Raw genomic sequence first — 14509 nt, 5'->3', positions numbered from 1 at the left:
ATCAGAGCGCATCGAGCCGCTGGCGCGGCGCCCGAGGCAAACTCTGAAGACGACAAAGCCACCACGAAGGCACATGCAGCAAAGGCACGGCGTCCGCGGTGGCTTCCATCAGTCTAGGCAGTGGTCAGGCTCAGCTCAACGCTGAATATCCCCATGCGTGATCGCGGTCAACTCAAAGCGCAGCGGCCGCCATGGTGCCCTGCGCGATCGCGCGCTTGGCATCCAGCTCTGCCGCCTTGTCGGCGCCACCGATGATATGCAGCTCCACCCCCGCCGCCTCCAGAGGCGCCTTGAGCTCCAGCACCGAATCCTGCCCGGCGCACAGCACGATGCTGTCCAGCGCCAGATGCTGCTCTTCGCCATTGAGGCTGACGATCAGGCCTTCGCTGTCGATCGAGCGATACTCACAGCCGGCGACCATCTTGACGCCACGCTGCTTGAGGGTCGCGCGATGCACCCAGCCAGTGGTCTTGCCCAGCCCCTTGCCGGGCTTGGAAGTCTTGCGCTGCAGCAGCCACACCTCACGAGGCGCCTGCGGCACCACGGGTGCCTTGAGGCCGCCAGGCGTGCTGACCGAGAGATCCACCCCCCACTCCTCGCACCACAGCTCACCATCCAGCGAGGGCGACGGCTCGACGTGAGTCATCAGCTCCGCGACATCGAAGCCGATCCCGCCAGCCCCGATCAACGCCACGCGACGCCCGACCCGATCCGGCGCACTGATCGCCTCGGCATAGCTGAGCACCTGACCCCGCTCGATGCCGGCTTCGACACCCTCGATATCCGGCGTCCGCGCCTTCACGCCCGAGGCCAGAATCACGGCATCGAATTCCGCCAGCATCTCGGCGGTGGCGCGGGTATTGAGGCGCACCTCGACCCCACAACGCACCAGCTTCTCGTTGAAGTAACGCAGCGTCTCGTCGAACTCTTCCTTGCCGGGGATGCGACGCGCGAAATTGAACTGGCCACCTACCTCGGACTGCGCCTCGAACAGCACCACGTCGTGACCACGCTCTGCCGCCGTCACGGCGGCAGACAGTCCCGCAGGACCTGCGCCCACTACTGCCACGCGGCGCTCATGTCGCGCAGGCTCGATCACCATCTCGGTTTCATGGCAGGCACGCGGATTGACCAGGCACGAGGTCAGCTTCATCTGGAAGGTGTGATCGAGACACGCCTGATTGCAGGCGATGCAGGTATTGATGATGGCAGCATCGTCCGCTCTGGCCTTGCTGATCCATTGCGGGTCCGCCAGGAACGGCCGCGCCATCGACACCATGTCGGCATGGCCCTCGGCCAGCACCGACTCGGCAACCTCGGGCATGTTGATGCGATTGGTGGTGATCAGCGGCAGGCTGAGCTCCTGCTTCATGCGCTGGGTCAGCCCCGTGAAGACAGCGCGCGGCACGCTGGTGACGATGGTCGGCACACGCGCCTCATGCCAGCCGATGCCGGTATTGATCAGGCTCGCCCCTGCCTCCTCGATGGCCTTGCCGAGCGCGACCACTTCCTCCCAGGTGCTGCCCTCATCGACCAGATCCAGCATCGAGAGGCGATAGATGATCAGGAAGTCCTCGCCCAGCGCGGCACGGATACCGGCGACGATCTCCACCGCCAGGCGGATGCGATTCTCGAAGCTGCCCCCGTACTCATCCTCGCGCTGATTGGTGCGCCGACAGATGAACTGGTTGATGAAATAGCCTTCCGAGCCCATCACCTCGACGCCGTCATAGCCGGCCTCGCGGGCCAGGCTGGCGCAGCGCACGTAGTCGGCGATCTGCTCCTTGACCTCTGACGTGCTCAGCGCGCGTGGCGTGAAGGGATTGATCGGCGCCTGAATCGCCGAGGGCGCGACCTGATCCGGCGAGTAGGCATAGCGCCCCGCATGCAGAATCTGCAGACAGATGCGCCCATCCTCGGCGTGCACCGCCTCGGTGACCTCGCGATGGTGCTCCGCCTCTTCCGGGGTGGTCAGCTTCGCGGCCCCCTGCATGACAGCCCCTTCCGCGTTCGGCGCGATACCGCCCGTGACGATCAGCGCCACCCCGTGGCGCGCACGCTCACGATAGAACGCCGCCAGGCGCGCGAAGCCATTGGGAGTCTCCTCAAGCCCCGTGTGCATAGAGCCCATCAGCACACGATTCTTGAGCGTGATGTGGCCCAACGTCAGCGGACGGAAGATATTCGGATAGGCAGTCATTGCGGTCTCTCCTTGGCTGTCTCGAGCACCTCGGACAATCATTGTTATATCGCGCCGCCGCCACTCTCATCAGCAACACTCACTCAGTCATGGTCGTCAGTAACAGGTTGTCAGGACATCAACGACTGATGACAGATGGTAAACGGTCGTATGAAACGAGTGATCCCAGTGTAGAGCATCGCGCCATGGGCTCAATACTCCCAAAGGCCACATTGCGAATGACATCAGTGACGACAACAGAGAGGTGAGCAACCGAGCAGGACACCCATCAACGGGCAAGAACGAAATGTCGTGATGTGCCCAGGGAAGACCGACAAGCCTGGAACATGACCAGGTCGAGAAGAGAGAAGAGAAAAGAGAAAAGAGGAAAGGACAGGGGGACAAGCGGGCCGGGCCAGTACTGAAGACTTTCCGACAGCCAGAAACGCAAAAACCCGAGCTCGAAAGCTCGGGTTTCACGAATTCTATGAGATCGAATGGCGGACCGGACGGGACTCGAACCCGCGACCTCCGGCGTGACAGGCCGGCATTCTAACCAACTGAACTACCGGTCCGCATTGGTGGGTGATACTGGATTCGAACCAGTGACCCCAAGCATGTGAAGCTTGTGCTCTAACCAACTGAGCTAATCACCCAACACAAACGATCTTTGCTGCAAGCAGCGATGATATCTCGCGATTCTGATGGCGGACCGGACGGGACTCGAACCCGCGACCTCCGGCGTGACAGGCCGGCATTCTAACCAACTGAACTACCGGTCCACTTCAGAACAACTCAACATCGGGCGCATGACAAACGATAATGGCGGACCGGACGGGACTCGAACCCGCGACCTCCGGCGTGACAGGCCGGCATTCTAACCAACTGAACTACCGGTCCACGACAATCGCTTGCTTCTGCTAACGAACCAGGCCATTTAATCAAGTAACGCTTTGAAAAGCAATGACTTTTTTCAAATGGTGGGTGGTACTGGGTTCGAACCAGTGACCCCCAGCTTGTAAGGCTGGTGCTCTACCAACTGAGCTAACCACCCCTGTCTCGTTGGCGCTGCATTCTACGGAATCCGGCCCATGAGTCAATACTTTTTTTGCGCGCAATTTCAGCAATCGTCCGCGACAGAGTATTGATAAGACAGGACTTTCCCACTGCATCTCGCCTGCAGGCCAGTAAACATCAGCGTTGCGTCATCATTCTGACATGCCGCTGTCGCCGTCGAAGGCCAGGGTAATGCCCCTCGCATGGTAACGATTCACTGCCGTTTTCCGCCCAGCGCCGGGTGATTGGCCAAGGCCTGCGCCGCACGCGAAATCAGTCCTTCACGTGTCTCGCCACTCGCTTTTCGTGGCTTGAAATCATGTTCGCCATCATTCAGCCAAAGCAATGTAAGGCTTTCCGGCAACGGATATGCCGTCACTTCCTCGCGAGTTCCGAAGGGATCGCGGCTGCCCTGACAGATCAAGCCGGCCATCGGGATATCCGGCAGATGGTCGATGCGCAACTTGTCGGGCTTGCCCGTGGGATGAAACGGATAGCCCAGCGCGTACCACCCGACCGGCAACGGCGCATGCGCCGCCCGGGTCAACTCCACCAGCAGATGGGAGGCCACACGACTGCCCATCGACTTGCCGCCGACCAGCCAGGGCAGCGATCGCAAGGAGTCGACGGCCTCCACACACGCCATCAGCGCCTGACACCAGCGCGCCATCTCCTCGATCAGCCCGGGCAGCCGGGGCGGCGGTCGGCGGCGGCTTTCGCAGCGCATCCTGACGAGATAGCCGAAATCGAATGCCAGCCACGCCATGTCTTGCATCAGGCAGGCAGCGCCGAACTGTTGATGGAAGTCGGTCTCACGCCCGGCGCCGGCTCCATGCGCATGCAACAGCAGGGCACGCCCCGGTCGCCCATGGATCTCAAGCGGGCCCAGTTCCGCCAACCAGCCTCGCCACGGCCCTCGCGCGGCCAGCGCGTCGTGGGACATGGTCTGGCGAGCAGCAAGCTCCGCGGCGACGTCGGCCAGGCTGGCGACACGAAAGCCTTCCTCGGCGTAAGGGCTGGGAACCTCAGCCGTATTGGACGCATTGGCATCTTCGTCCGATGATGAAGTGACGGCGGGCAAGCGAAATTCTCCTGTTGATCTCGTACGGCTCGCGCCAGACAACGCTGGAACCGATGAGGGGTAAACGCTGCATTCCAGCGCGAGGGATGGCCTGTCAGTCGGCCATGGTCGCGCGTGATATCGGTCAGCGCCAGCCCTGCCGCCCTGACAGGGGCGTCGATGACATGACCGCTCCCGCAGCGCCGCTTCCAGCACCGTCACCACCAGCACTGCGCTTTCGCCCACTGCCGACGAGGTCGTGATATGCGTACAGCTCTTGAGGCTTCGGCCTGTCATCCCCGCGTGAACCATCATCATCACGTAAGCCATGATTTTTCTCGCATGGCCGTCATCTGGGGCCTGCTCAGCCTCTGTCTGGCAGTGTGGCTCAACCTCATCTGGCTATGGCCATCACTGGGGCCGGAAGTGGCCTGGCTGAGCTACGGCCGCCTCGCTCCCTTGCAACATCACCTGCTGCTCTACGGTCTGGGCGGCTCGGCAGTGATCGCCGGTGGTTACTCCATCGCCATGCACAGCGTCCTGCAACGCGAATCACGCACGGACGCCGAGACGGCGATACCGGATATCGCACTGACTCCCTTCACGCTCAAGCTGATGCATTTCACCTTCCTCGGCTGGCAGGCCGTGGTCGCGCTCGGCGCACTGGCGATTGTCGCAGGCTACTCCTCGGGCCAATACATGGCCGAAGCGCCCTGGCTCGTCGATCTCCTGATGACCCTCGTCTGGCTGACCGTGGCGTGGGTCTTCTTCACGGTGCTGGAACAGCGCACGCTGCGCCGCCTGCCGGTGGCCTGCTGGTACTTCATCGCCGGCCTGATGCTGGTGTTGATTCAGCATGTGCTGATCTCGCTCAGCGTGCCGATCGGCCTGCTGGAATCGATACCGCTCTTCACGGGCAGCCTCGAGGCACTGATTCAGCGCTGGCAGGCAGGACCTCTCCCCGGCGGCATCTTCGCATTCGGCCTCATTGCCTTGCTCCATCACATGGTGACGAGCCGCTCGCGGCTGCCGCTCTACTCGCACCGGCTGGCCACCACCAGCTTCTGGATGCTGGTGCTGCTGGTGACATGGGGAGGTGCTCCGCTGCTGTTCGCGAGCGCCCTGCCGGCCTGGAGCCAGACGCTGGGCATGGCGATGGGCATCCTGCTGCTGGCGCCGGGGCTGGCACTCAGCCTCAATGGCCTGATGACACTCAAGGAGGATTGGCACTCATTGCGCCGGGATCCGCTGATCTGCCTGGTGGCGGCAACTCTGGTCAGCTTCGCCCTGGCGGTACTTGAGTACAGCCTGCTGTCACTGCCGACCCTCAATGCCCTGACCTTCAGTGCCGCCAACAGTCTGTCGCCGGCAGCAAGCCTGGGAGTGGTCGCGACAGTCGCCATCGTGATGGCCTATCACCTGCTGCCCCCGATGCGCTCCCTCGCGCTGCTCAAGACTCACGCCCTGCTGGCCATCATCGGCACCCTGCTGTGCGTTGCCGCCAGCTGGGCGACCACGCTGCTTCAAGGCAGCATGTGGCATGTACTGGCAGATGACGGCAGGCCGCTATACACCTTGAGCGAGGTGCTGGAAGTGGCCCGCATGCCGATGATGATCTCGCTGGGCGGGCTCGCCTGCTGGGCGCTCGGCTTGCTGCTGATGCTCCTCAATGTGACGCGCACCCTGGCTGATCAAAAGAGCGAACGCCAAGCCGCTCATGAGCGCCAGCGCCTGAGCTCCGGCTCGCACAAGGCATCATCAGAACCTGCCATGCACTCTGCGTCCCCCTCTACCACGCCCCCTGCCACATCCTCGGGAGGGCACTACGCATGAGACATGTCCTGCTCGAACGTCACGCCGGCCTGATGACGGCACTATGCCTGCTCACCATGAGCCTCGGCGCCCTTGCCCAGCTGGTGCCGCTCGGGGCTCACCCCAGCCTCGCCAGCGCGCCAGAAGACCTCAAACCGCTGAGCGCCCTGGCGCTGGAGGGCCAGCGCATCTACCAACGCGAGGGCTGTCAGCAGTGCCACACACGCATGGTGCGCGATCTACCTGGCGATACGGCGCGCCACGGCGATGCGACGATCGCCCGGGCGCGCTACTACGACCGTCCCTCGCTGTGGGGCGTCGAGCGTTGGGGGACGGATTTGAGCCAGCTGCCTGCGCAGCATGACGATGCCTGGCAGCGCCTGCATCTGAATGACCCGCGCAGTCAGGTGCCGGGCTCAGCGATGCCCGCCTACCCGTGGCTGTTCGAGCAGGCGTTGAGCGGCGAAGGCATCGCGGCCCGCATGCGAGCCCTGCAAGGCCTGGGCGTGCCCTACGCGGAAGACGAGATTCTCGCCGCCCCCAATGACGTACGTGGCACTGCCGAAATCACGGCTCTGCTCGCCTACCTGCAGCAGGCCGCCCCCGCGAGCGACATCGCTAGCCGTGGCCCATGACAGGACACCGCTCAGGAGACACGACATGAATCTGCTGGAGACAACTGGACTCCCCCTGTTCTGGAATCTCTGGGTGCTGGCCCTCACGCTGGGCAGCCTGGTGCTGTTCGCCATGCTGGCCCTGGGCAGTCTTTCGCGCGCTGCAAGCGCTGACAGCGACGAGCGCGAAGGCGATGGCCCCATGCAGGAACATCGCATCAACGGCGTACGTCAGCCTGACACGCCAGCGCCACGTGCCTGGGGCAGGCTGGCACTGGCGACGCTGGCCGCCGCACTGATCCTGCTGCTCGGCGCAGCTGGCTGAGGCAGGTCGTCGCGGTATGGTCACGCAGGGCCAACCAGGCCTAAAGTTCACACACCTTGCAACGCCCATGGGTTGGGCAGGATAATGAATTAATAAAATCTAATATTATGGCGTCACGAAATTGCACTGCCCCAGCCGATGAGCGCTCAGACCCTGGCCGCTCGACTCACTTCGGCTGGGCGGGGTAGCGGCGGGCGACAAGGCCCCGCCCCACCGTTCGTTGCGCCCGAAAGCCCCCTCCGCTGCCCTGCCCCAGGGGTAGCGGTGACATTCCTCAGGAGAGTCACCATGACGGCCAATGCACAGGCATCACACCGCTTGCGCGCCCATGAAGCCCGCTGCCAGACCTGTTCGCTGAGTTCACTGTGCCTGCCACTGGCACTGAACATGGAAGATATCGACCAGTTTGACGCCATCATCCGCCGTCGCGCGCCACTCAGAAAAGGGGAAGTGCTCTTCACCCAGGGCGATGCCTTCGATTGCGTCTTCACGGTGCGCTCCGGAAGTCTCAAGCAGATCACCAATGAAAACAGCGGCATGGAGCAGCTGACCGGCTTCTACCTGCCCAGCGAGCTGGCCGGGCTCGATGCCATCGACAGCAATTGCTATCCCGGCACCGCGGTGGCGCTGGAGACCACAACCGTCTGCGAGATCCCCTTCGACCGCCTCAATGCGCTCTCGGAGCAGATGCCGGAGCTGAGAACCCAGCTGTTCAAGAGCCTGAGCAAAGAGTTGCACGAAGATCGCCGCATGATGATGCTGCTGTCGCGCAAGACAGCCGATGAGCGGCTGGCGAGCTTCCTGGTCAACCTGTCACAGCGCTTCCGTCGCCGTGGCTATTCGCCGTACAGCTTCCGCCTCTCGATGGCACGCGCCGATATCGGCAACTATCTGGGGCTGGCCGTCGAAACCATCAGCCGTATCCTGACCCGCTTCCAGACCCAGGGGCTGGTCGACATTCGTGCCCGCGAGGTGCATATCCTGCATCTGGATGGCCTGATCGAACTGGCCGAAGGCGAGTGTCAGGGTGGTCGCTGATGACGCCTGCTGACAGCACATCACGCTGAGCGACACTGCGCTGATCCGCCGCCAGGGCGCCATGCCGGCACCACACAAGACAGAAGCCCGCCACGCAATTTGCGTGGCGGGCTTCTTCTTTCTGTCAGGCCAGTCGTCAGTCGTCCTGACAACTCTGACAACCCTGACAGTCCTGACAACAGGGCTTGTCTCGGCCTTCGCTGGCGATCAGCGGTTCTCGAGGCGGTTATAGTCCAGCAGGCCCGCTTCGACAGGGCGATCAGCATAGTTGGTGCGCAGCACGCTGTCGGAGAACTCCCAGAAGCGCGGATCAGTCCGGCGCACCCCGATATCGGCCTGCAGGGCGCGATAGTCCTCTTCGGTCTCGAGTGCCGCCACCCGCTCTGCCAGCCCCGTCAGGGTGTCAGGCGTCAGACGCCAGAAGGCATTCGGGTAATCGCCCGCCACGCCCCGCAAGACATCGAGAGTGTCTTCCTCAGGACGGCGATTTTTCTCTTCATCGAACAGGCTGGTGATGTTGGCGTGGGCGGAATTGCGCAGCACGCTGTAAAGGCGCGGCGAGTCATCAGTGCCATCCTCCAGCGCGACGATCGTCACCTCCGGCATCAGGCTGGCCGAGACTCCCTGCACCGCAGCGAGGGCCTGCAGCTCATGTCGCACGTGCTCGTCCTCGACATTGCTCAGGCTGCGCTCATGGCCGAGTTCCGGCGCGAGGCGCTCCTGCATGCGCCGCATCAGCCCAAGGCGAGCCTGGTTCGGGGATGACAGCTCCTGCGGTGTCCAGACGATGCCACTGGGCGCATCGAACTGCGGCGGCTTCTTGAACAGCAGCTCGACAAGCCCGGGGCTGACGTCGCGATACCAGCTGTCATGCACCGCCTGACGCTCACCTGCCGGCAACAGCACCAGCAGGTTGTTCTCGCCTTCCATGCGCAGGAAGTCCATGTACAGACGGGTGACAAGCTGATGGCCGAGATTGCCGTAGACATCGAAGCCGGCGACCAGCAGGTAGTGGATGCGCTCCAGCATCGGGTAATCGATGATCCAGCCCGTCTTGGGCACGCCACCGACCAGCCCCTTCATCACCGCCGCATTGTCGAAGTGGCGATAGATGGTCAGGGCCGCGTTGGGGTTGCGCCCCTGGCCAGGGCCGTCGGCCCAGCCGCTGCCGTCCCACAGCACTCGCTCATCCAGGCGCAGATCGCCATCGAGATAGGCCTGGGACATCAGGCGCTGCTTGGCCTTGAGGTAGGCGGTCTGCTTGCTCTCGAACTTGACCCAGGAGCTGATCGGCAACGCATTGCTGCTCTGCTCGGCGGGCAGGCTGAGATTCTTTCCTTCCTCGGCCAGGGTGCGTTCCACTTCCGGGTGGCTGAACATCTTCGGGTCAGTGAAACCGACCCAGAAGTGATCATTGATCACATCCACCGCGACCTGCCCGCGACAGACCGGCCCCTTGATGAAGCCCATGATGGTGTTCTGCGACTCATCCAGCATGAAGCGATAGCGTGACTCGGCCGGGATGGCCTCGAAGGTCAGGAAAGGATTCGAGGCCGTCTTGAGGTCGTAATCCGGCAGGTCATCCACCGGGTAATCCGGTGTCAGGAACAGCGCCTGCCAGCGCTTGAAGCGAGCATCATTGAGCGCATAGGGCAGATGATTCTTGGCCAGGATCGTCGCGCGCTCCTGCCACAGACGGTAATAGACCCGCGGGCGCCCGGCGTCATCGTGGGGCAGGCTCGCGCGCTCATCGGCGGTGTAGGAGGCGTAGGGTGCATCGTAGGGGCGGCGCGTGGAGATGCGCTTGATCGGCTCGCCCGGCGGGGTGCTGGAACGCACCAGCTTGAAGAAGATCGGCCGGCCGTCCGCGCCCTTGATGCCCGGGAAATACACATGGCTCAGGAAGAGATGCTCGTAGATGTAGCGATTCATCAGGCGCTGCTTGAGGCTGTCGCCATTGAAGAAGCGCTCGGCCTGCTCGATGTGCGGCATCAGCGCCTGGGGCAACGGCGCCGGACCGGTCATCGCGCCACCCTTGGCCAGCCAGTTCACCAGCGTGCGGTGCTCTTCATCGCTGACCTGTGGCAGGGCGTAGGGCATGCCCCAGTCAGGATGGTCTTCGGCGAACTTGTCGTAGCCCTCGACGGGGGCACACACCTGACTGCGATTGAGCGACAGGTCGAAGCGGTCTTCCGGTAGCAGGCCATCTTCCGTCACCGGCAGCGGCGCCTTGCGCTTCTGGCTGAGCGCACGGAACAGCACACTGCCCTCCAGATTGGCGGCCGGAGAGTCGAAGCGCTCATTGAGCACCGGCGAGAAGTCCATGCTGCGCCACTGCTCGGTGGTGTCCGCGTCCTCGAACATGCGCGTCAGATTGGCCGCCAGCAAGCGCGTGCCATCGTAGACCGGCGCCGGATTCATGCCGCGATCGATCCCCGCGGCCGATGACATCTTGAGCTGACAGGGAGCGTCGTAGCAGCCATGACAGACCACGCAGCGCGTCTCGATCACCGGCTTGACCTCATCCTCCCACTGACGCCCGGCAAGACTGTCGTGTGACACCACCCGCTCACGCGGTGACGCGGGGCCGAAACGCTCATCGAGCTGATGAATCGCGACGGCACTGCAGCCCCCCAACAGTAGAACGAGCACGATGCTCCAGCGCCAGCGCGGTATGCGCCACAGGCGTCGAAGTAGGTCCGGCATGGGGAACTCCAGCAAGAGGAAGGGATATCGGCAATCGGGCAGATGATGGCGAAAGCGTACCATAAGCAGGCTCACTAATTCGGCAAGACTGCCTTTCCAAGCATAGTGAACAATGATGTCAGATTTTTTTGGCGTTTCCGCATCCAACTTTATTTTGATGGCGTATGACGTCATGACCCGCCTGAACGAGCTGTCTGACGCAAGCGGGTGCCACGATGTTCCTGATCCATAATTCAAAAATACGGGCCCTGCCCGATAGGAAGCCATCATGACCATGAAGAAGACCGTTACTGCTGCCACCTTCGCCGCCGCTGCCGCCGCGCTGTTCTCCACTGCCGCCCTGACCTCGCTGCCGGTGCACGCCGGTGACAATGCCGTGAAGTGCTCCGGCATCAACTCCTGCAAGGGCACCTCCGAATGCGCGACCGCCAACAGCGCCTGCAAGGGCCACAACGCCTGCAAGGGCCAGGGCTGGTCGTACACTGCCAGCGCTGAATCCTGTGTCGGCGAAGGTGGTACTGTCGTCGAGGGCTGATCCTCAGGCACGCAGAGGCGTCTGCCCTGGCAGGCGCCTCTGGCGAATTCCCGACGGGAGGACGGCACACCGTCCTCCCGTTCCTGGTTCTGGCTCTAGCTCTGGTTCTGGCTCTGTTTCTGTCCGGGAACCCTGGCGGGTGTCTTTCAGCGCTCCTGACTCGCCCTCTGCCTCGCCCTTTTCCGCACCCTCTGCCTTCGCTCAGAAGAGGATTCACGCATGACGACAGCTGTCACCGCTCGCCTGCCCACGCCCGCCAGCGCCGGCATCGGTCAGGGGCTGGGGCTGCGCCCCGAGTACTACCACGAGATTCTGACGACGCTGCCGGACATCGACTGGTTCGAGGCCATCAGCGAGAACTACATGGGCCACGGCGCCAGCGAATCCGGTGGTCTGAGTACTGGTGGACTGAGTGCCGGCGGCAAGCCACTGCATCATCTCGAGCGAGTCCGCGAGCACTACCCCATCGCCTTGCATGGCGTCTCGCTGTCCATCGGTGGCAGCCATCCCATCGACAGCCATTACCTGCGCGAGCTGCGCGCCTTGTGTGAGCGCATCGAACCGCTGTGGGTTTCCGATCACCTGTGCTGGACGCGTACCGGCGCGCATCAGTTCCACGACCTGCTGCCGCTGCCCTATACCGATGCCACCATCGATCATCTGGCCGAACGCATCGATCAGGTCCAGAACGCGCTCGGCCGTCAGTTATTGCTGGAAAATGTCTCCAGCTATCTGACCTGGCGCCCTGACGAGATGAGCGAATGGGAGTTTCTGGCCGAGGTCAGCCGCCGCGCCGACTGCCTGATCCTGCTCGACCTGAACAACGTCATCGTCTCAAGCCACAATCATGGCTTCGACCCGCTGACCTATCTGGACGCCATGCCGGCAGAGCGCGTCTGGCAGCACCATCTGGCCGGGCATATCCGGCAGGAAGTCTCCGGCGGCGAGCTGTGCATCGACACCCATGACCAGCCCGTCCCGGACGCCGTGTGGTCGCTGTATGACGCCGCGCGGGAGCGCTTCGGCGATGTCGCCACCATGATCGAGCGCGACGACAACTTCCCGCCCTGGTCGGAGTTGATGCAGGAGTACGCCGAACTGCGCCGCCGCAGTGGCCGTCCGCTGACGGATGCCACGCGCGCGAATCAGACGGCAGACCACGGAGGGCTGCGCGCATGACGCAAGCGAGCCCCGCAGGCGGTGCTGATCGCAGTGCCCTGATGCAACTGCAGGAGACCACGGGCGCCTACCTCGCGACGCCGAGCCCTGACACCCGCAGCGCGGCGGCCGAGGCCGTCATCAGTGATCAGCTTGCCAGCGCCGAGGAGCGCCTCGACATCTACGCGATGGCCTATCGGCTGCGGCTCTTCGAGGTCTTCGGCGGGGATTTCGAGGCCGTGCACACCCTGATCGGCGATGACGCCTTCGGGCTGCTGTGTCGTGACTACCTCGCGGCCCACCCGCCGAGTCATTATTCGATTCGCTGGGCAGGCCAGCATTTCCCGGCCTTCGTCGCGGCGCGCGAACCCGAGCGCTCCCTGGTCACCGAGATGGCCGCCTTCGAGTGGGCATTGGGGCTGGCGCTGGATGTGGTGGACAGCGCCCCGCTGAGTGTCGAGGCCCTGCAGACGCTGCCCCCCGAGGAGTGGCCAGAGCTGCCCCTGGCAGCGCATCCGTCCCTCAAGCGCTTCTCGTTCCACTTCGATACGCCGGCCATCTGGAAGGCCATCGACAACGATGAGCCGCCACGCGCGCCGGTCGAGTCCGACACGCCCACGCCCTGGATCGTCTGGCGCCAGCCCACCGCTGGCGCGCCCGAGGTGCACTATCGCTCTCTCGAGCCGCTGGAAGACCTGGCTCTCGGCGCCATCCTCGCGACCGGTGCCGAGGGCCTGAGCTTCGGCCGGCTCGGTGAGCTGCTGACGACGCAGGTGGGGGCAGAGCAAGCCCCGGGCGTGGCGATCAACCTGCTGGTGCAGTGGCTCGCCGCCGGCCTGCTGATCAGGCCCTGACATCAGGCCCTGACATCAGGCAACCGCGCGCCCGACGCCACACCGGACATGACAGCCAGCGGCGAAAGCCGGACAATACACGCCGACCCTCATTGCGATGGTCGGCTTTCGTCTTCCTGCTGCCGTGATGCCCATGCCCTCTTCTCCTGATGCTCCGCACTCCGACGCGCCGACGGCGCCTCAGACACCTGCGCCGATGGCGGACACCACGCCCACGCCTCTCGAGGCCAAGTCTGCCGAGATGACTGAGCCTGTTGAGCTGACTGAACCCGCCGAGCCACTCGACATCCTGTTCCAGGATGAAGTGCTGGTGGTGGTCCACAAGCCATCGGGCCTGCTGGTGCACCGCAGCCCCATCGACAAGCACGAGACCGAGTTTCTGCTTCAGCGCCTGCGCGACCAGATCGGCCAGCATGTCTTCCCCGTGCATCGCCTCGACCGTCCGACCTCAGGCCTGATGGTGTTCGGCCTCTCGCCCCAGGCGGCGCGCAAGCTGAGCACCGCCTTCGAGGAGCAGCAGGTCAGCAAGCGCTATCTGGCGATAGTGCGCGGCGTCGCGCCCGAGCAGCAACGCCTCGATTACGGCCTGCGCAAGGAAGATGGCAAGCTGCCCAAGGCCGAGATGCCGGAGCAGGAAGCCATCACCGACACGCGCCGCCTGGCACAGGTCGAGCTGCCCATCGCCATCGATCGCTATCCGCAGTCGCGCTTCTCGCTGGTCGAGGCCCGTCCGCTGACCGGCCGCCGCCATCAGATTCGCCGTCACCTGTCACGCCGTGGCTACCCGATCATCGGCGACGCCAAGCACGGCAAGGGCAACTACAACCGCTACTTCGCCACGACACTGGAATGCCCCCGCCTGCTGCTGGCGGCTGTCGGGCTTGAGCTTCCTCACCCCGAGGGCGGCTGGCTGAGCCTGTCGTGTCCGCCAGAAGGTGCCTACGCGGCACTGATGGAGCGCTTCGGCTGGCTGGGCCATCTACCCGAACGCTACGCTGAACATCTGGCAGAGCGCCCGACCAGACACTGGCTCGATGCATCCGCCGACGACCTGGCTGACTGAGCGCGCCCCAGCCAACTGCCACCCGTTCCCCCGAGATTCGCGAGCTGCGCATGACCACCTCTTCCGACACCCCGGACTCGACCGACATGAGCCCAGAACAGCAGAGCTC

General features: G+C 63.7%; 11 protein-coding genes and 5 tRNA genes. 8 read left to right on the top strand and 8 right to left on the bottom strand.

The window, feature by feature from the left end; all coding sequences use genetic code 11:
• Window positions 1-172: 172 nt before the first annotated feature.
• The 7 genes from IZU87_RS03580 to IZU87_RS17610 all read right to left on the bottom strand — a co-directional run bounded on the left by IZU87_RS03580 (window position 173) and on the right by IZU87_RS17610 (window position 4625).
• Window positions 173-2200, bottom strand: coding sequence for an NADPH-dependent 2,4-dienoyl-CoA reductase (locus IZU87_RS03580; protein ID WP_213113704.1), 2028 nt, complete (start codon window positions 2198-2200; stop codon window positions 173-175).
• Between the two features lie 477 nt (window positions 2201-2677).
• Window positions 2678-2754, bottom strand: a tRNA-Asp gene (locus IZU87_RS03575).
• A gap of 4 nt (window positions 2755-2758) precedes the next feature.
• A tRNA-Val gene (locus tag IZU87_RS03570) sits at window positions 2759-2835 on the bottom strand.
• A gap of 49 nt (window positions 2836-2884) precedes the next feature.
• Window positions 2885-2961: transfer RNA gene (locus tag IZU87_RS03565), tRNA-Asp, on the bottom strand.
• A 41-nt stretch (window positions 2962-3002) separates the two neighbouring features.
• Window positions 3003-3079, bottom strand: a tRNA-Asp gene (locus tag IZU87_RS03560).
• Between the two features lie 78 nt (window positions 3080-3157).
• Window positions 3158-3233, bottom strand: a tRNA-Val gene (locus IZU87_RS03555).
• 216 nt (window positions 3234-3449) lie between these two features.
• Window positions 3450-4625: an alpha/beta family hydrolase gene (locus IZU87_RS17610; protein WP_249330417.1), complete on the bottom strand. Its 1176-nt coding sequence runs from the start codon at window positions 4623-4625 to the stop codon at window positions 3450-3452.
• 12 nt (window positions 4626-4637) lie between these two features.
• Between IZU87_RS17610 and IZU87_RS03545 the strand changes: the two genes are divergently transcribed.
• The 4 genes from IZU87_RS03545 to fnr all read left to right on the top strand — a co-directional run bounded on the left by IZU87_RS03545 (window position 4638) and on the right by fnr (window position 8084).
• Complete coding sequence (locus IZU87_RS03545; RefSeq protein ID WP_213113703.1) at window positions 4638-6128, top strand: cbb3-type cytochrome c oxidase subunit I; 1491 nt, start codon at window positions 4638-4640, stop codon at window positions 6126-6128.
• Window positions 6125-6742 carry a cbb3-type cytochrome c oxidase subunit II gene (locus tag IZU87_RS03540; protein WP_213113702.1) on the top strand — a complete coding sequence of 206 codons (618 nt, stop codon included), beginning with the start codon at window positions 6125-6127 and terminating at the stop codon, window positions 6740-6742. The genes IZU87_RS03545 and IZU87_RS03540 overlap by 4 nt, the downstream gene beginning before the upstream one ends.
• A 25-nt stretch (window positions 6743-6767) precedes the next feature.
• Complete coding sequence (locus IZU87_RS03535; RefSeq protein ID WP_213113701.1) at window positions 6768-7046, top strand: hypothetical protein; 279 nt, start codon at window positions 6768-6770, stop codon at window positions 7044-7046.
• A 288-nt stretch (window positions 7047-7334) separates the two neighbouring features.
• Window positions 7335-8084 (top strand): fumarate/nitrate reduction transcriptional regulator Fnr, encoded by a 750-nt coding sequence (fnr, locus tag IZU87_RS03530; protein WP_043333190.1) that lies wholly within the window; start codon window positions 7335-7337, stop codon window positions 8082-8084.
• A 207-nt stretch (window positions 8085-8291) separates the two neighbouring features.
• On the opposite strand, the gene IZU87_RS03525 is transcribed toward fnr, so the two are convergent.
• Window positions 8292-10790 (bottom strand): fatty acid cis/trans isomerase, encoded by a 2499-nt coding sequence (locus IZU87_RS03525; RefSeq protein WP_213113700.1) that lies wholly within the window; start codon window positions 10788-10790, stop codon window positions 8292-8294.
• 268 nt (window positions 10791-11058) lie between these two features.
• On the opposite strand from IZU87_RS03525, the gene bufA2 reads away from it, so the two are divergent.
• The 4 genes from bufA2 (at window position 11059) to IZU87_RS03505 (ending at window position 14400) form a co-directional block, all read left to right on the top strand.
• Complete coding sequence (gene bufA2, locus IZU87_RS03520; RefSeq protein ID WP_197738697.1) at window positions 11059-11325, top strand: BufA2 family periplasmic bufferin-type metallophore; 267 nt, start codon at window positions 11059-11061, stop codon at window positions 11323-11325.
• 219 nt (window positions 11326-11544) lie between these two features.
• Complete coding sequence (gene bufB, locus IZU87_RS03515; RefSeq protein WP_213113699.1) at window positions 11545-12504, top strand: MNIO family bufferin maturase; 960 nt, start codon at window positions 11545-11547, stop codon at window positions 12502-12504.
• Window positions 12501-13337 carry an HvfC/BufC N-terminal domain-containing protein gene (locus tag IZU87_RS03510; RefSeq protein WP_213113698.1) on the top strand — a complete coding sequence of 279 codons (837 nt, stop codon included), beginning with the start codon at window positions 12501-12503 and terminating at the stop codon, window positions 13335-13337. Before bufB ends, IZU87_RS03510 begins: the two co-directional genes overlap by 4 nt.
• A gap of 241 nt (window positions 13338-13578) precedes the next feature.
• Window positions 13579-14400 carry a pseudouridine synthase gene (locus IZU87_RS03505; protein WP_213113754.1) on the top strand — a complete coding sequence of 274 codons (822 nt, stop codon included), beginning with the start codon at window positions 13579-13581 and terminating at the stop codon, window positions 14398-14400.
• Window positions 14401-14509: the final 109 nt, after the last annotated feature.

The sequence above is a fragment of the Cobetia sp. MC34 genome (assembly GCF_018340035.1).
Lineage (GTDB): Bacteria > Pseudomonadota > Gammaproteobacteria > Pseudomonadales > Halomonadaceae > Cobetia > Cobetia amphilecti.
Note: the sequence above shows the minus strand (reverse complement) of the source record. Positions and strands in the feature narration are given on the sequence as shown.